At 62.9% G+C, this 15,634-nt stretch carries 16 protein-coding genes; 10 read left to right on the top strand and 6 right to left on the bottom strand.

Annotation, left to right across the window (positions count from 1 at the left end):
* Positions 1–163: 163 nt before the first annotated feature.
* On the top strand, positions 164–1,153 hold the full coding sequence (gene moaA / locus ASC86_RS20830) for a GTP 3',8-cyclase MoaA (protein WP_156387151.1): 990 nt from the start codon (positions 164–166) through the stop codon (positions 1,151–1,153).
* 60 nt (positions 1,154–1,213) lie between these two features.
* On the top strand, positions 1,214–1,576 hold the full coding sequence (locus tag ASC86_RS20825; RefSeq protein WP_056325719.1) for a nuclear transport factor 2 family protein: 363 nt from the start codon (positions 1,214–1,216) through the stop codon (positions 1,574–1,576).
* A gap of 217 nt (positions 1,577–1,793) precedes the next feature.
* Here the strand turns inward: ASC86_RS20825 and ASC86_RS20820 are convergent, their stop codons facing one another.
* Positions 1,794–4,331 (bottom strand): methyl-accepting chemotaxis protein, encoded by a 2,538-nt coding sequence (locus tag ASC86_RS20820; RefSeq protein ID WP_056325716.1) that lies wholly within the window; start codon positions 4,329–4,331, stop codon positions 1,794–1,796.
* A 393-nt stretch (positions 4,332–4,724) separates the two neighbouring features.
* On the opposite strand from ASC86_RS20820, the gene ASC86_RS20815 reads away from it, so the two are divergent.
* The 3 genes from ASC86_RS20815 to mobB are packed head-to-tail and all read left to right on the top strand — an operon-like array spanning position 4,725 to position 6,778.
* Positions 4,725–5,606, top strand: a complete 882-nt coding sequence (locus tag ASC86_RS20815; protein ID WP_056325714.1) for a DMT family transporter — start codon at positions 4,725–4,727, stop codon at positions 5,604–5,606.
* 18 nt (positions 5,607–5,624) lie between these two features.
* Positions 5,625–6,266 carry a molybdenum cofactor guanylyltransferase MobA gene (gene mobA / locus ASC86_RS20810; RefSeq protein WP_056325711.1) on the top strand — a complete coding sequence of 214 codons (642 nt, stop codon included), beginning with the start codon at positions 5,625–5,627 and terminating at the stop codon, positions 6,264–6,266.
* Positions 6,263–6,778, top strand: coding sequence for a molybdopterin-guanine dinucleotide biosynthesis protein B (gene mobB, locus ASC86_RS20805; protein ID WP_056325709.1), 516 nt, complete (start codon positions 6,263–6,265; stop codon positions 6,776–6,778). Before mobA ends, mobB begins: the two co-directional genes overlap by 4 nt.
* Here the strand turns inward: mobB and greA are convergent.
* The 4 genes from greA to ASC86_RS25970 form a co-directional block, all read right to left on the bottom strand.
* Positions 6,768–7,250, bottom strand: a complete 483-nt coding sequence (gene greA / locus ASC86_RS20800) for a transcription elongation factor GreA (protein ID WP_056325707.1) — start codon at positions 7,248–7,250, stop codon at positions 6,768–6,770. The genes mobB and greA overlap by 11 nt on opposite strands.
* A gap of 100 nt (positions 7,251–7,350) precedes the next feature.
* Positions 7,351–8,085, bottom strand: coding sequence for a polysaccharide deacetylase family protein (locus tag ASC86_RS20795; RefSeq protein ID WP_056325704.1), 735 nt, complete (start codon positions 8,083–8,085; stop codon positions 7,351–7,353).
* Between the two features lie 85 nt (positions 8,086–8,170).
* Positions 8,171–10,429: an OmpA family protein gene (locus tag ASC86_RS20790; RefSeq protein WP_056325701.1), complete on the bottom strand. Its 2,259-nt coding sequence runs from the start codon at positions 10,427–10,429 to the stop codon at positions 8,171–8,173.
* Entirely contained in the window at positions 10,426–10,692 is a 267-nt protein-coding gene (locus ASC86_RS25970; RefSeq protein WP_156387142.1) for a hypothetical protein, read from the bottom strand. Before ASC86_RS25970 ends, ASC86_RS20790 begins: the two co-directional genes overlap by 4 nt.
* Before the next feature lie 93 nt (positions 10,693–10,785).
* Between ASC86_RS25970 and ASC86_RS20785 the strand changes: the two genes are divergently transcribed.
* From ASC86_RS20785 to ASC86_RS20770, 4 genes are all read left to right on the top strand, one after another.
* On the top strand, positions 10,786–11,568 hold the full coding sequence (locus ASC86_RS20785; RefSeq protein WP_056325699.1) for an ABC transporter substrate-binding protein: 783 nt from the start codon (positions 10,786–10,788) through the stop codon (positions 11,566–11,568).
* Positions 11,569–11,760: 192 nt separating this feature from the next.
* Positions 11,761–12,564: an ABC transporter permease gene (locus ASC86_RS20780; protein WP_056325696.1), complete on the top strand. Its 804-nt coding sequence runs from the start codon at positions 11,761–11,763 to the stop codon at positions 12,562–12,564.
* On the top strand, positions 12,561–13,394 hold the full coding sequence (locus tag ASC86_RS20775) for an ABC transporter permease (protein WP_056325694.1): 834 nt from the start codon (positions 12,561–12,563) through the stop codon (positions 13,392–13,394). Before ASC86_RS20780 ends, ASC86_RS20775 begins: the two co-directional genes overlap by 4 nt.
* A gap of 151 nt (positions 13,395–13,545) precedes the next feature.
* Entirely contained in the window at positions 13,546–13,812 is a 267-nt protein-coding gene (locus tag ASC86_RS20770; protein ID WP_056325691.1) for an aspartate-semialdehyde dehydrogenase, read from the top strand.
* Between the two features lie 11 nt (positions 13,813–13,823).
* Here the strand turns inward: ASC86_RS20770 and ASC86_RS20765 are convergent, their stop codons facing one another.
* Positions 13,824–14,549 (bottom strand): DUF2270 domain-containing protein, encoded by a 726-nt coding sequence (locus tag ASC86_RS20765; RefSeq protein WP_056325689.1) that lies wholly within the window; start codon positions 14,547–14,549, stop codon positions 13,824–13,826.
* Positions 14,550–14,690: 141 nt separating this feature from the next.
* On the opposite strand from ASC86_RS20765, the gene ASC86_RS20760 reads away from it, so the two are divergent.
* Positions 14,691–15,515, top strand: coding sequence for a methyltransferase domain-containing protein (locus tag ASC86_RS20760; RefSeq protein WP_056325686.1), 825 nt, complete (start codon positions 14,691–14,693; stop codon positions 15,513–15,515).
* Positions 15,516–15,634: the final 119 nt, after the last annotated feature.

Raw genomic sequence — 15,634 nt, 5'->3', positions numbered from 1 at the left:
GCGCGATATGCCATCACTTAACGTCCGGAATGGAACGCATTTTCGCTTCCATGCCTTGACGTGACCGCTTCGCGAAACGACATTATCGCCAGAGGAGTACGTGGTGAATACGGTCGTAGCAGATACATCCGGCGCCCTGCCGCTTGGCAGCGTCCAAGCCCCGATGATCGATCCCTTCGGACGGGCGGTCACTTACCTGCGCGTTTCCGTCACCGATCGCTGCGATTTCCGCTGCACCTATTGCATGGCCGAAAACATGACCTTCCTGCCGAAGAAGGACCTGTTGACGCTGGAAGAACTCGACCGCCTCTGTCGCGCCTTCATCGACAAGGGCGTGCGCAAGCTGCGGCTCACCGGCGGCGAGCCGCTGGTGCGCAAGAACGTGATGTTCCTCGTGCGCTCGCTTGGCGAACAGGTCCGGGCCGGCGCGCTGGACGAGCTGACGCTGACCACCAACGGTTCCCAACTCGCCCGCTTCGCCGCCGAACTGGCCGATTGCGGCGTGCGCCGCATCAACGTCTCGCTCGATACGCTGGACCCGGAAAAATTCCGCCGCATCACCCGCTGGGGCGAGCTCTCGAAGGTGATCGAAGGCATCGACGCGGCGCAGGCCGCCGGCATCCACGTCAAGATCAATGCCGTCGCGCTGAAGGGCCTCAACGACGAGGAAATCCCGCATATGCTGCGCTGGGCGCATGGCCGCGGCATGGACCTGACCCTGATCGAAACCATGCCCATGGGCGAGATCGACGAAGACCGCACCGACTATTACCTGCCGCTGTCGGAAATGCGCGACCGCCTCGCGCAGGAGTTCACGCTCAGCGAAAACCCATACCGCACCGGCGGCCCCGCCCGTTATCTGACCGTTCAGGAAACCGGCGGCCGTCTCGGCCTGATCACGCCGATGACCCACAATTTCTGCGAGAGCTGCAACCGCGTTCGCCTCACCTGCACCGGCACGCTCTATATGTGCCTCGGCCAGAACGACGCCGCCGACCTGCGCACCGCGTTGCGGGCCTCGGAGGATGACGCCTACCTCTCCCGCGTCATCGACGAAGCCATCACCCGCAAGCCCAAGGGCCACGATTTCATCATCGACCGCACCCATAATCGCCCGGCCGTGTCGCGCCACATGAGCGTCACCGGCGGCTGACGCTCCGGAACAAAGCGCACGGCATGCACGTTCGCCTCCGTCACAAGCGGAGGCACGGTGATGACGGATACGATTGAGACATTGGTTCGCAGCAGTTTCGACTGCTACATGACGATGGATCGCGGCAGGATGGAAAGCCTGCTTGGCCCCGACTTCACCTTCACCAGCCCCTATGACGACCACATCGATCGCCAGACCTATTTCGAGCGATGCTGGCCAGCAGCCGGCAGCTTCGAGTATTTCGATATCCGCCATCTCGCCGTATTCGGCGATCATTGCTTCGTGACCTACGACGCCAAATCCCTGCGCGGAAAAGCCTTCCGCAACACCGAGCTTTTCACGACGGCAAACGGTCGCATCCGCTCCGTCGAAGTCTTCTTCGGCCTGCCTCCCGGAGGCCCGGTCCAGAAACCATCCGGCTGATCTCACAGCCTGCCAGCCCCTCATCCGCCCTGTCGGGCACCTTCTCCCCGCCGCGGGGAGAAGGAAGATGCCGCACGCTCTGTCGTCCCCTCTCCCCGCAAGCGGGGAGAGGGTTAGGTGAGGGGCGATTCTCGCACCCGATTGCCTACGCTGATCCCCATATGCAAAGGCCCGCGTCGATGCGCGGGCCTTCATTTTTCATAATCAAAGCTTCAGTTTACGCCGCGTAGCTGCGGCCATAGCTCATCGACTGGACCCGCGTGCCCGTCTTGAAGCGCTCGATCTTCTCGTTGAGCGTGTCCACCTGCTGGCGCAGGCCGTGGATTTCGGCGGTATTTTCTTCCACCATCGCCGCGTTCTGCTGGGTCAGCAACTCGACTTCGTGCACCGCCTGGTTCACCTCATTGAGACCACGATACTGGTCGGCCGCCGCCGCCTCGATGTTGCTGACGAGCTGATGGATGGTCGAGATGTGATCGTTGATGACCGTCAGCGCATCGCCGGTTTCCTGAACCAGTGCCACGCCGCCGCGCACCTGCTCGGCGCTGACGGAAATCAGCCCCTTGATCTCGCGGGCGGCACTGGCGCAACGCTGCGCCAGTTCACGCACTTCCTGCGCTACGACGGCAAAGCCGCGGCCCGCCTCGCCTGCCCGCGCCGCCTCGACGCCGGCATTGAGCGCCAGGAGGTTGGTCTGGAAGGCGATCTCGTCGATGACGCCGATGATTGTGCTGATCTTCTCCGACGAGCGGTTGATCGCCGCCATCGCGTCGATCGCCTTGGAGACCACCTCGCCGGAATGGCGGGCATAGTTGTGGGTCTCGTCGACGGAAACCGTGGTCTTGCGCGCGCTTTCGGCCGTCGAGCGCACGATCTCGGTCAACTGGCGCAGCGCCCGCGAGCTTTCCTCGAGGGCTGCCGCCTGCTGCTCGGTGCGGCGGGCGAGATCGTCGGCCGAGGCCGAGAGATTACCCGTGCCGCCGGTGATTTCGCCGGTGACGACGCGAACATCCGTCAGCGTTGCCCGGAGCGCCTCGACGGCGTTGTTGTAGGTGCGGGCCATGACCACGTAGTCGGCGGCGAGGTCTTCGCTCATGCCGGCTTCGAGATTGCCGTCGGAAAGCTTGCCGAGCACGTCGGAGAGCGCATTCAACGCCTCCATCTGCTCGGCCTCGATCCGGGCACGCTCGCGGCTGCGCTTGGCTTCCTCTTCTGCGGAGAGTACGCGGGCCGCTTCCGCCTCCTGTTCCAGCCGGACGTTTTCGACCGCATTGTCGCGGAAGACGGCGACCGAGCGCACCATGTCGCCGATCTCGTCGCCGCGGTTGCGGCCTTCGATGGCGACTTCCAGATCGCCATTGGCAAGACGGGTCATGATTTCGGTAACGCGCTTCAGCGGGCCACGCAGCGTCTCGACCAGCATCAGGCCGCCGACGATGGCGAGCAACGTGCCGGCCACCATGGCGATGATCGAGACATTGGCCGAACGCTGGCTGTCCTTCTTGCCGGCTTCCTGGGCACTGCTGACGAAGTTTTCCAGCGTCTGGCTGGCGGAGGCGACGAGATCGAAAGCGGCCGTTTTGCCGGCCTGCCAGCGGGCGCCGACATCGATCAGCTGGGCGGAGCCCGCGTCGATAGCGGCAAGCGACGGCTCAAGCTTGCCGGCGAGATCGCGCAGCGCCGCATTCTTGGCGCCAAGCTTCGAAAGTTCGGCAGCGGTCGCCTTGACGGCGGCGATGTCCTCGATGACCTTGGCGCGGCTGCCGGCATCGAGCGAGCGGTGCAGCTCGCTGATATGCAACCGCGTCACGTCAAGACCCTTGAAAGTCTCGCTCATCAGCGAGATCAGCGTCTTCAGCGTGGTGATTTCGGCATCCATGCCGACGAACCGCTTGGCGGCCGTATCGGAATTGGCTGCGGCTTCCTTGGCGAAATCGGCCTCGAACTTGTTCAGCTTGCTCATCACGGGGATGAACTTGGTCTTCTTCGTCTCGTTGTCGTCGGTGCTGACGAGTACGTCACTGATCTTCTGCACTTCGGCCTTCAGCGCCTTGATCTGCTCCTGCACCTTGGGAGAAGCGATGCGCTCGGCTTCGTCGATCTGCTTGAGGAGATGCGGCAGGAATTTGTTGGCAGCCTCGATCTTGGCATCGGCGGAAGCGCCGAGCGTGACCGGCAGACGGAATTTCTTGGTACGTTCGGCAAGACCCTGATAGGCGGCGGCATCGAACAGCAGCGCCTTGGCGAAGGATTCCTTCTCGTCCGATTCCTTGCGGATGATATCGATCTGGCGATAGGCGGCGTTGCCCTGCGCGGTCATGTCGGCCATGGCCTTGTCGAGCGACGCGGTCACCGTGTCGCGCTCGTTCTTGACCGCCCAGAGGTCTTCGGCGCGCTGGAGCATGGCGGGGCCGAGCGCCACGACGGCCTCGATCTTGGCCTTGTCGGCATTGGCCACAAGCAGCGCATCCAGCCGTTCGACCCCGGCCTCCTGATCGGCGATCCGTGCCTTCAGCGCGTCCAGATTCTCGGCCGTCGGCTGGTCGGCAAAGGCTTGCAGGCCGCTGCGCAGCGCCTGGAAATCCGAGAGATTGTTGATGGTCTCGCGCGTCACGGTCATGTGGCCATTGAGCGTGCTGGCCGTGTTGTAACCGACTAGGCCGATGCCGGCGATCAGAACGACCAGCGGCACGACGAACAGCAGAACCTTTGTGACGATGCGCAGACGCTGCAGCGACCGGTCGATCAGGGACATTCCAAACTCCATCTTTGGCAAACCGGACATTCCCGCCGGCCACCAGCGAAGGGGCCAAGGAACCGGCGCGCAGATAGGCGGGCCAGTCGGCTGGGTCGGCGGCGGAACGATTCACGCAACGTCAACCACGTTCGCATCATGCGACATCAGAGCGGAGTACCGCGACGATAGGTGGCGAGACTTAATTTTGTCTCTATAAAGTCCGTATCGTTGCAGTCAGGGTGTTGTTTCTAAAGCGAATATACGCGCAATGCGTGTTGCGCACTGAAGACTAAATCCAATTGCGTGCACCAAATCGAAACATCCCGGAATTGACGATTGCACAAATCGGATACGGGTGCTTTAGAGAAGTCCCCTCCTCATTTCAGCCATCAGGCGCTCCCGCAGGACAAAATGCAATCTTCGGCAAATCTGCGCGGCGCGATCTTCATGTGCCTCGCCATGGCGGGTTTCACCGTCAACGACGCGCTGGTGAAATCCGTGACCGGCGTGATGAATCCGGGGCAGATCATGCTGGTGCGCGGCGTCATGACCTCCGTGCTGGTTCTGCTTCTGGCCCGCCATTTCGGCGCCTTCCGCTCGCTTCGCCTGCTGCTCGACCCGATCATCGCGCTGCGCATAGTCGCCGAAGTCGTTGCCGCGATCACCTATATCTCGGCGCTCGGCGAGATGCCGTTCGCCAATGCGTCGGCCATCTTGCAGGCGCTGCCGCTTGCCGTAACGTCAGGTGCGGCCCTGTTCCTTGCCGAGCCGGTGGGCTGGAGGCGCTGGCTTGCGATCCTTGTCGGCTTCATCGGTGTGCTCATCGTGCTGCGCCCCGGCCCGGACGGCTTCAGCGCGGCATCGATCGCCGTTGCCGCCTCCGTCGTGGCCGCCGCGGTCCGCGATCTCTGCACCCGCCGCATTTCGCCGGAGGTGCCGTCGCTGTTCATCTCCGCGACGACGGCTGTCATCATCACGCTGACCGGCGCCGTGCTGGTCGTGCCGCTTGGCGGCTGGCAACCGATGTCGATGACGTCCGTCCTGCATCTGGCCGCGGCAAGCCTCGTGCTGCTCATAGGCTACCAGTACATCGTGCTTGCCATGCGGCTCGGCGAAATCGCCATCGTCGCGCCCTTGCGCTATACCAGTCTCATCTGGTCGATCGGCATCGGAATTCTGTTCTTTTCCGAAAAGCCGGATATCTGGACGATGACCGGTGTCGGCATCATCATTAGCTCCGGCCTCTACACGCTGGCGCGGGAAAACAGGCGGCGACCGGTCATCGCTAAATAGAGCCGCGACGAAAGAACCATGCAGCAGCAACCCGCAATCGCCAGCCAAAAGCCTCCCGGCTTCATCCTCGCCGGAGGCCTTTCCTCGCGCATGGGTCACCCCAAGGCGCTGGCGATGCTGGCCGGTGCGCCGCTGCTTGCCCATGTCGCCGCTCGCCTCGCGCCCCAGACCGCGCGGCTTTCCCTCAACTGGAACGGCCCGGTGCCGCCCGAAGGCCTGCAGGGCCTCACGCCCGTCGCCGACGTCGTACCCGGCCACGTCGGCCCGCTTGCCGGTATCCTCACTGCCATCAGGGAAACGGCCGGCCACGCCGCAAGCCACGTGGCGACGGTGCCGATCGACGCGCCATTCTTCCCCCTGGATCTGGTGGAAAAACTCTCGGCCGCCATCGAAACTCCCGATGACATCGCCATCGCTTTCTCTGAAGAGACGATGCACCCCGTCTTCGGCCTCTGGCCGGTTTCGCTTGCCGACGACCTCGATCATTTCCTGCGCACCGATCCGAAACGCCGCGTGCGTGCCTTCATCGAAAGGCACCGGATGCGCGCCGTCCCCTTCACGCCGATCGAGGCATTCGATCCCTTTTTCAACGTCAACACCCCCGAAGACCTTGTCCGGGCGGAACAGATATTCAGAGATATCGGAGCGCTTCAGCGATGACGGCACCCAAAATCTTCGGCATTGCCGGCTGGAAGAATTCGGGCAAGACGGGCCTTGCCGTCCGCCTCGTCACGGAGCTGACCCGCCGCGGCTGGCGCGTCTCGACGATCAAGCATGCCCATCATGATTTCGATATCGACAAAGTCGGCGCCGATAGCTATCGCCACCGCGAGGCCGGCGCCCATGAGGTCACCATCGTCTCCGGCACGCGCTACGCCATCATGCACGAGCTACGCGGCGCACCCGAGCCGAGCTTCGAGGAAATCCTCTCCCGCCTCGCCCCATGCGATCTCGTGCTGATCGAAGGCTACAAGCGCGAACCGATCCCCAAGATCGAGGCTCGCCGGCTGGAGGCTGCCAACCGCACGCCACTCGCCCCGACCGACCCGCACATCCTCGCCATCGCCGCCGATCACCCGGTCACCGATAAAGACCTCAAGATTTTCGATCTCGATGATACGGCAAGCATTGCCGATTTCGTGGAGCAAGTAACGGGCCTGTCTACGAAATAGCCGTCACCTCAAGCTCCTGATCGCCCACCATCACGACATCGCCGACAGCCTTGCCGAACAGCAGCCGCGCCACCGGCGAGACATAGGAGATGGAACCAGCCTTCGGATCGGCTTCGTCTTCCCCGACGATGCGGTAGGTCTGCACCCGCCCGTCGTCGCGGCTGAAGGTGACCGTGCTGCCGAAGGCAACGGCGTCCGCAGATGCAGGCGCCGGCATCAGCTGGGCGGTGCGAACCCGCTCGGAAAAATATCGGAGGTCCCGCGCCGGATTGGCCGCCTGCCGGCGCCGCTCGTTGATATCCTCGACCGCGCTTGCCGCCTCATAGGCCTCGCGGGCCGCCTGCAGCTGCAGCTCCAGCGCCTTCAGGCCCGCCTCCGTCACGAGGTTCGTGTGCGGCGAGATCGGACGATCCGGCAGCTGCGTTTCGGCCGCGGTCTCGGCACTTTCCTCTTTGACGAAGGCAACACTCAATCTCAAAACTCCATCGATCGACGGGACCGCCGTCCCCGGCGGCCCAAACCGATAAGATCGGTCATCCCGACAGGTTTTTCAATGTCTTCCGCGTGGGCCGTCAGTTTACAGTGCCGTCACTGCCATCCTCGATGGCATCGTCGAGCTTGACGAAGCGGTATCCCTTCGCCTTCAGCGCCAGAATACCCTCGGCCACGCCGCTGCCTGCCGCATGGGTCGGCTGATTGATGTGGGAGATGATCACGTCGCCGTCGCGCGCCGAAAGATAGCGCTTCACCACCCCCTTGGCCGAAAGCAGCGAGCCATCGTCGCCATTCACCGAATAGCCGGCGATGCGGAAACCGAGCGTACGGATTTCGCCAATCGAACTCAGCGTGTACTTGGCCGTCGCGCCGCGATACCAGTGCGGCTCAAAACCGCGCGCCCGCATCGCCTCGGCACCGCCCTCGACTTCCGTAGCGACGGCTTCAGGGCTTCCGGCTGCGGCAATGCCATAGATCAGAACCGGCCGGTCCACCGGGGGAACATGCATCGCCCCGTGATTCTCGATTTCGAACAGGTCGGGATGCGCCTTCAGGATGGCCAGCGCCCCATCGTTGCGCTTCAGCCAGCGTGCGGTCACGAAGATCGTCGCGGGGATATTGTTGCCAACCAGCGTCGTCAGGATGCGCATGTCCGTCTGGCCGCTGCAGGCGTCGAAGGTCAGCGCCACCTGCGGCGCCCTGCCCTTGCCGGCCGGCTCGATCCGCAATGTCGGTTCCGACAGGCGGCTTGCCGCCGAAGCGGCAGATGCGGCAGCCACGAAGGCTGCGATGAGGATAGCGAGACGGTTCATCGGGAAAACAACAGCACAAAAACGAAAACAGCCCGGCGCGATGCCGGGCTGCTTCCACCTATATCGTCCGCCTTGCGCGGGCCAATCACTTCTGCGCGACGGGCCGGACAAGCGGGGTGACGCGACGGATTGTCACCCGGCGGTTCTCCTGTTCCGGACCATCGGTGCGGATCTTCAGGTAGCGCTCGCCATAGCCCTGGGTCACCAGGTTTTCCGGCGGGATGTCGTAGACCTGGCTCAGCAGCGAAGCGACCGATTCGGCGCGCTCGTCGGAGAGCACCAGGTTCGATTCGTCCGAACCGACCGCATCCGTGTGGCCTTCGATCAGGAAGGTCTCGCCGGGGTCCTTGTCGATGACTTCCAGCATGGCGTCGGCCACCTTGCGCAGGGTTTTCGCCTGCGACATCGGCACCTCGGCGCTGCCCGTCGCGAAGGTGATCGTATCGAGGTCGATACGGCGCACCTTGTCGCGGATACGGGCGGAGTTGCGCACTTCGTCGATCGTATAGGTGCGCTCGACACGCTCGACCGGCGGCTCGGCCAGGAAGTCGTAGTAGTTACGATCCGGGTCGCTCGACGTATCGATAATGTAGTCACGCACCGGTATGCGCAGCCGCATCGGCGGCAGGTCCTCGCCGGCATCCATCATCGGCGGACGCGGACCTTCATCGGCTTCCGGCGCATAGATCATCAGATATTCGCGCCCGTCGGCATCGATACGCGAACGCTGCACGATATCACCGTAGCGATTGTAGATCGTCACGATGCGAATACCGTCGCGACGCTCGATGACCTCGCGGGTACGGCCCCGTGGCAGCTCTTCGTAGTAGGTGTCCTGCGCATCGCGGCGCAGACGCGGACGGTCGTCGCCACGCACGTAGATCTCGCCGTCGTAATCGATGACCGTGCGGTTGCCCCGCTCCTCGACGCGCGGACGCTCGCGATTGTTGCCGGTGAGCGCGTCGATCAGATCCGGCAGGCCGAATTCCGGCGCCTGGTCGATGCGGCGGCCGCGTTCGTTGATGGCTTCGCCGAGTTCCTCGCGGCTCGGACGGCGGTCACGACGGTCGGCCTGGGCTTCGGCGTCGGATTTCGGCACCTCGATATTCTGATCCTCGGTGCGCGCCCGCTCACGCTGCTCGCGGCGACGTTCGCGCGCCTTGTTGCCGCCCCGGTTGTCGGCGTCCTTGTCACTGTCGAGCACGGCGGCGCCGTTATCGGTCGGCAGCACCACGGTCTCGTCGGTCTTCGACGGGTCCTTGGCGATGGCTTCCTTCTCGGCTTCGGTGCGGGTGTCCTTCACTTCCGGCGGCGGCTGGCGGCGGTCGCGGGGCTTGCGGCCTTCCGCATTATCACTGTTGCCGTCGATGGAGGGACGCAGTTCGCCATCGACTCCGGGCTGGGCCTGATCTTCCGTCGCCGGCTGTTCCGTCTCCTGCTGCTTGCGGCGCTCTTCGCGAGCGCGCTTGCGTTCTTCGGCTGCCTTGTCTGCATCGCCCTGATTGTCAGCCGGACGGGCCTCGTCGGCGGGCTTCTGCTGCTCTTCGGTCTGGGCCGGCTGCTCCTGCTGCTCGCGCTTGCGGCGCTCTTCACGGGCGCGCTTGCGGCGATCTTCGGTGGCCTTTTCGGCGTCGCTCTTGTCGGCGGGCTGCGCCTCGGTCGGCTCCTGCTGCGTGGCCGCAGGCTCTTCAGCCGGCTGCTGCTCGGCATCCTGCTTCTTGCGACGCGGCTTTTCCTGCGGCTGCTCTTCCGGCTTAGCCTGCTGTTCGGGCTGGGCTTCCGGCTGCTGCTGCTCGGCATCGTGCTTCTTGCGGCGCGGCTTTTCCTGCGGCTGCTCTTCCGGCTGAGCCTGCTGCTCGGGCTGGGCTTCCGGCTGTTGCTGCTCGGCGTCCCGCTTCTTGCGGCGCGGCTTTTCCTGCGGCTGTTCTTCCGGCTGGGCCTGCTGTTCGGGCTGGGCTTCCGGCTGCTGCTGCTCGGCATCGTGCTTCTTGCGGCGCGGCTTTTCCTGCGGCTGTTCTTCCGGCTGGGCCTGCTGTTCGGGCTGAGCCTCCTGCTGCTGTTCGGCATCACGCTGCTTGCGGCGGCGGGGCTGCTCCTGCTGCTGCTCTTCCGGCTGGGCCTGCTGCTCGGGCTGGGCTTCCTGCTGCTGCTCGGCATCCTGCTTCTTGCGGCGCTTGCGCAGAAGCTCTTCCGGTACCTGCTCCCCGTCCGGGGCCTGGATGCTCTCCTCCTGCGCCACCTCGAAGGGTTTTCTCAGGCTGTCGGCCAGCGCCGGTTCGAAAGCAAGGGATACCGAAAGCACCGGCAATGCCACCGTGGCAAAAAGTCTCGATCGCTTGGTCATGCTATTTTTCTCCTTCGCGTTCGCCCGATACCGGCAAAGGCCGATTCCGGCTTATCTGCGGCTTTCCTTGCAAACGCCTTGTGACAATTCAAAGGCATGTGGCAGCACACTCGATCCGTTTTTAGAGAAAGCCGGATTAACTCGGGATGAATGCGCCGTTCATCGAGAGCGGAGATAGGCGCAAGCATCGCCACGGCCAGCAGCCTTTGTGAAAAATCACTGACATACCCCTGTTTTCCTGTTGATTTTTGTCTCTGAAGCATAAGAATATCCGCTCGGACCGGCCCGCAAGAGGCCGGACCTTCGGCATCCGGACAAGAGAAATAATCGGATGTCCGCCAACAGAGAGGATCAAAATGCGTATCTCCAAACGTTTCGCAGGCGCCGTCTCGGCCGCCGTTTTCGCGCTGATGGCAACATCCGCCATGGCCGACGGCGACAAGATCGTCATCGGCACCGAAGGCGCCTATCCGCCCTTCAACAACCTGGAAGCAGACGGCACGCTGACCGGCTTCGACATCGACATCGCCAAGGCGCTCTGCGAGGAAATGAAGGCCGACTGCACCTTCGTCACCCAGGATTGGGACGGCATCATCCCAGGCCTGATTGCCAAGAAGTTCGACGCCATCATCGCCTCCATGTCGATCACGCCGGAGCGCAAGGAAAAGGTCGACTTCACCAACAAGTATTACAATACCCCGCCGGCCATCGTCGTTCCGAAGGATTCGACGATCACCGAGGCGACCGAAGAGGCGCTTGCCGGCAAGACGCTCGGCGCGCAGGGCTCGACCACCCACGCCAACTATGCCGAAGCGCATATGAAGAAGTCGGAACTGAAGCTCTATCCGACGTCGGAAGAATATAAACTCGACATCGCCAACGGTCGCATCGACGGTGTCATCGACGATATCGTCGTTCTTTCCGAATGGCTGAAGACCGAAGACGGCGCCTGCTGCAAGCTGCTCGGCGCCCTGCCGGTCGATCCCGTCATCAACGGCGCCGGCGCCGGCATTGCCGTGCGCAAGGGCGACGACGCGCTGCGCGAAAAATTCAACAAGGCGATCGACGCGATCCGCGCCAACGGCAAGTACAAGGAAATCAACGCCAAGTACTTCCCGTTCGACGTTTACGGCGGCTGATTTCCGAGAAAGCCGTGCAAGGCTTGAAAAATGCGGCGGCGGGAGGCTTGTCCTTCCGCCCTTTTTGTTTGAAAAGAACTGCATAAGAGGAAGCTCAAAGACTTCCCGCGCATGCATGCGCAAGAACAGGGACCCGGAGTGTGACAAGCGGAAACCGCGGCGCATTTTGGAAACAAAGGGGAATCATCTGGCATGAGCGGACTTTTCGCCGCGCTTTCTTCCGCCGTATCGTGGTTCGGATCGATCATAGATCCGCTGTGCGGCCCGATCGGCATCTTCCGGCTTTTCGGCTCCGGCACGCTTCTCGCCTGCAGCGATGCAGGTTGGGGTGACGAGATCGCCTACGGCTTCATGATCACGGCGTCGCTGGCGATCTGTACCCTGCCCGTCGGCCTGTTCATCGGCTTCTTCATCGCGCTTGCCAAGCAGAGCGAGGACAAATCCCTCAGGCTCGCCACCAATATCTACACGACGATCTTTCGCGGCCTGCCGGAACTCCTGACGCTATTCATCGTCTATTATGGCCTGCAGGTGCTGGCCCAACGCTTCCTCGCTTCGATCGGCTATGACGAGCCGGTCGAGATCAACGCCTTCGTCGCCGGCATGATAGCGCTCGGCGTGGTGTTCTCGGCCTATTGCTCCGAGGTGCTGCTGTCGGCCTTCAAGGCCATTCCGCACGGCCAGTACGAGGCGGGCGATGCGCTCGGCTTCCACCGCGGCAAGACTATGCGTCTCATCATTTTGCCGCAGCTGGTGCGCATCGCGCTACCCGGCCTCGGCAATCTCTGGATGGCGCTCCTGAAGGATACCGCCCTCGTCTCGGTCATCGGGCTGCCGGATATCCTGCGTCAGACCGGCATTGCCGCCCGCGTCAGCAAGAAGGCCTTCGAGTTCTTCGGGGTCGCCTGCCTGCTTTTCCTCATCCTCGCCATGGTCTCGTCCATCGCGTTTGCCATGCTCGAACGGTGGGCCAAGCGCTCGGAGGTGGCACGATGAGCGTGATCGAAACCCTTATTCCGCCGCAGCCGGCGCCGCCCGAGGCGATAAAGACCTATACCACCCAGCGCCTCATCGGCCGCGCCTTGCTCGGCGTGTGGCTTGCGGCCTCCGTCGGCCTCTTCCTGATCATCGTCGACGGCTGGGACCCGGCGAAATTCGAGAAATACGGCCCAAGCTTCATATCCGGCCTGGGCGTCACCCTGCTGCTGGTCGCCTGCTCGATTACGCTCGGTGCGGCACTGTCGCTGCCGATCGTGTTCGCCCGCATGTCGAAGAACAAGGTGCTCTCCTGGCTTGCCTATGGATACGTCTATTTCTTCCGCGGCACGCCGCTGATCACCCAGCTCTTCCTCGTCTATTACGGTTTAGGCAGTTTCCGGCCGGAGCTGCAATCAGTCGGTCTCTGGTGGTTCTTCCGCGATGCCTGGAACTGCGCGCTGCTGACCTTCACGCTCAACACCGCCGCCTATCAGGCCGAAATCCTGCGTGGTGCGATCGAAAGCGTGCCGCGCGGCCAGCGCGAAGGGGCGGCCGCCCTTGGGCTTCCCGCCCGCATCGCCTTCTTCAAGATCATCCTGCCGCAGGCAATGATCGTGGCGCTGCGCCCTTATGGCAACGAGATCATCCTGATGATCAAGGGTTCGGCTATCGTCGCCATCGTCACGGTCTTCGACCTGATGGGCGAGACCCGCCGGGCCTTCTCGCGCACCTTCGATTACCAGATGTATATCTGGGCCGCCGTGCTCTATCTCGTCATGGTCGAGGCGTTGCGCAATCTCTGGGTCTGGCTTGAAGACCGCCTGACCCGCCACCTGAAGCGCAGGTGAAGCGGAAAGCTTGGCAGCACTCGATGCGACGTGCTGCCAAGCTATTGAACAGAAAAGTTTTTCTTCTCCGTAGCACCAGCCGTTAGCAACCAATTAACCACTCAGGTCGTTTCCTTACAGGGACCATCACTCCACAGGATGAGAGGTCGCCATGGCAAACGACATGGAACTGCAAATGAAGGGTTACGGCATCACGACAGCCGAGATCCTCTACCGCATGCCCGATCACCAGAGCCTGCTGCAAAGCTTCGTCTGGCAGCACTACGATCTGGCGCCGGAATTCCCGGAAATGAAGAGTTTTCTGAAATTCTGGCGGGAAAAGCTGGACGGGCCGATCCATTCGGTGCGCTTCGTGCACCGTCAGCTGATTTCGGCCTCGGACTGGCGCGCGCTGAAGGGCGAATTCGTCATCAACTGACGACCGCCCTCTCAGACATGCACCTCACCGTGCGCGAGTTCGCCCTCGCCCGGTTCGCGATGGAACGCGCCATAGGTGAGCACGGCATAGAAGATGGCCACGATCGCCAGAACCGGCCAGCCGGACAGCGGCCCGAGGCTGGCATGCGTGGCGGCATTGCTCAATTCCTGCATGAACGTGCCGGTTTCGCCACCCGGCTGCAGCGTCGGCGCGTAGAGCTTCAGCGCCCAGGCCAGAAGCAGGATCAGGTACAGCCAGTAATAATTGCGCCGAAGCCGCCGGCAGATCGCCTCGCGGTAGCTCATCAGGAAGGCAGGTTTCCGCAGGCTGTCGGCGATCGGCGCCGACCAGTTCGGCTGGAAGGCAGCGGTCGGCCCGAGCATCGGCGAGAAATAGCCCCGCTCCATCTGCCGCACCCTCGCCCGGTAGACATCGAAGAACCGGTAGCGGCGCGCCTCGATGAACAGCAGCAGCGAGACCAGCAGCATGGCGAACAGCAGAACCCCGTGATGGGAGGTCGGGGTCGAAAGCGAAACGGAAAGCAGCGCCGCAACGACGGTAATCGCCCAGTTGGTCGTGCGGTCGATCCGGTCGCGCCAACCCGCCATGCGGCCGAGTTCCCCGCGGTAATAGTGCACGAGCACCGTCAGCGTTTCCGCCGAAGTCGCCGGCAAGGGCGGACTTTTCGGCTCGGCGGTGTTGTCGATCAGGCTGCGCGGGCTCAGTTCCACGGCCATGGGCGTTTCCTCCGATATTTTGTTGTTTTGTGCATCATGCGCTGGAAATCGCTGCACGCAAACGTCTTTTTCACCCCGCAAAACCCGCTTTGCAGGCCTTTACGATTGCCAAATGCCCGTTCCCGCCGTAAACCACCGGCCATGAAGAAGATCGACGAAGAAGCCCTTGCCGAAGCCTACAACCGCGCACTCGCCCTGGAGAAATCCGGCGATGTCGATGCCGCGGTCAAAGCATATGAGGAAGTCCTTGCCCTCGATCCCGAGGATCACGGCGGCGCGGCGGTCCGCATCGCCTCGATGGGCCGCGGCGAGACCCCGGACAAGGCGCCGGACGCCTACGTCACCACCCTCTTTGACCAGCATGCCGAAGTCTTCGAAGACGTCCTCGTCGAGCAGTTGCAATATCACGTCCCCATGATGGTGCGTCAGCGCCTGCAGACGCTTGCCGCCAATCCGTTCGGCAAGCTTCTCGATCTCGGCTGCGGCACCGGGCTGACCGGCGGCGCGCTACGCGACATGGCCGATGACATCACCGGCGTCGATCTTTCCGAAAACATGGTCGAGATCGCCCATGACAAGGATGTCTACGACACGCTCTATGTCGCCGAGGTCGTCGACTACCTCGAAGACAATGACGACGGCCCGTTCGACCTGATCACCGCGACCGATGTCCTGCCCTATCTCGGCGGGCTGGAAGGCATGTTCTTCGGTGTCGCCGAAAACATGAATCCGGGCGGCCTTTTCATCTTCTCGAGCGAAACCCTGCCCGAGGAAGCGCTCGCCGGCCGCACCTTCATGGTCGGCCCGCACCAGCGCTTTGCCCATTCCCTGAGCTATATCGAAAAGCGCCTTGCCGAAATCGGCTTCGAGATGGTCGAGGTGAACGACATCACCGTGCGCTTGGAAGAAGGCCAGCCGATCGCCGGCCACCTCGTCATCGCCCGATTCCTCGGCGAAAAGGCCTGATCCACGGCAATGCCGCTTCGAACGATGCGACCGCCACAGGCAGTCGCATCGATTGTCATGTCTTGCGCTTCCTTGCGGAGCCGCCATCGGCTAAACCGTCCTCCGAACAAAATGCTTCA

This window comes from Rhizobium sp. Root1212, from assembly GCF_001424985.1.
GTDB lineage: Bacteria > Pseudomonadota > Alphaproteobacteria > Rhizobiales > Rhizobiaceae > Pararhizobium.
This window is presented reverse-complemented; position numbering and strand designations above follow the sequence as displayed.

Coding starts and splice junctions, on each gene's coding strand:
- ASC86_RS20780 (WP_056325696.1), top strand. CDS start 11,761: ATGAGCGGACTTTTCGCCGCGCTTTCTTCCGCCGTATCGTGGTTCGGA.
- ASC86_RS20820 (WP_056325716.1), bottom strand. CDS start 4,331: ATGTCCCTGATCGACCGGTCGCTGCAGCGTCTGCGCATCGTCACAAAG.
- ASC86_RS20815 (WP_056325714.1), top strand. CDS start 4,725: ATGCAATCTTCGGCAAATCTGCGCGGCGCGATCTTCATGTGCCTCGCC.
- ASC86_RS20785 (WP_056325699.1), top strand. CDS start 10,786: ATGCGTATCTCCAAACGTTTCGCAGGCGCCGTCTCGGCCGCCGTTTTC.
- mobA (WP_056325711.1), top strand. CDS start 5,625: ATGCAGCAGCAACCCGCAATCGCCAGCCAAAAGCCTCCCGGCTTCATC.
- ASC86_RS20795 (WP_056325704.1), bottom strand. CDS start 8,085: ATGAACCGTCTCGCTATCCTCATCGCAGCCTTCGTGGCTGCCGCATCT.
- ASC86_RS20765 (WP_056325689.1), bottom strand. CDS start 14,549: ATGGCCGTGGAACTGAGCCCGCGCAGCCTGATCGACAACACCGCCGAG.
- moaA (WP_156387151.1), top strand. CDS start 164: ATGATCGATCCCTTCGGACGGGCGGTCACTTACCTGCGCGTTTCCGTC.
- ASC86_RS20775 (WP_056325694.1), top strand. CDS start 12,561: ATGAGCGTGATCGAAACCCTTATTCCGCCGCAGCCGGCGCCGCCCGAG.
- ASC86_RS20825 (WP_056325719.1), top strand. CDS start 1,214: ATGACGGATACGATTGAGACATTGGTTCGCAGCAGTTTCGACTGCTAC.
- mobB (WP_056325709.1), top strand. CDS start 6,263: ATGACGGCACCCAAAATCTTCGGCATTGCCGGCTGGAAGAATTCGGGC.
- ASC86_RS25970 (WP_156387142.1), bottom strand. CDS start 10,692: ATGCTTCAGAGACAAAAATCAACAGGAAAACAGGGGTATGTCAGTGAT.
- ASC86_RS20760 (WP_056325686.1), top strand. CDS start 14,691: ATGAAGAAGATCGACGAAGAAGCCCTTGCCGAAGCCTACAACCGCGCA.
- ASC86_RS20790 (WP_056325701.1), bottom strand. CDS start 10,429: ATGACCAAGCGATCGAGACTTTTTGCCACGGTGGCATTGCCGGTGCTT.
- ASC86_RS20770 (WP_056325691.1), top strand. CDS start 13,546: ATGGCAAACGACATGGAACTGCAAATGAAGGGTTACGGCATCACGACA.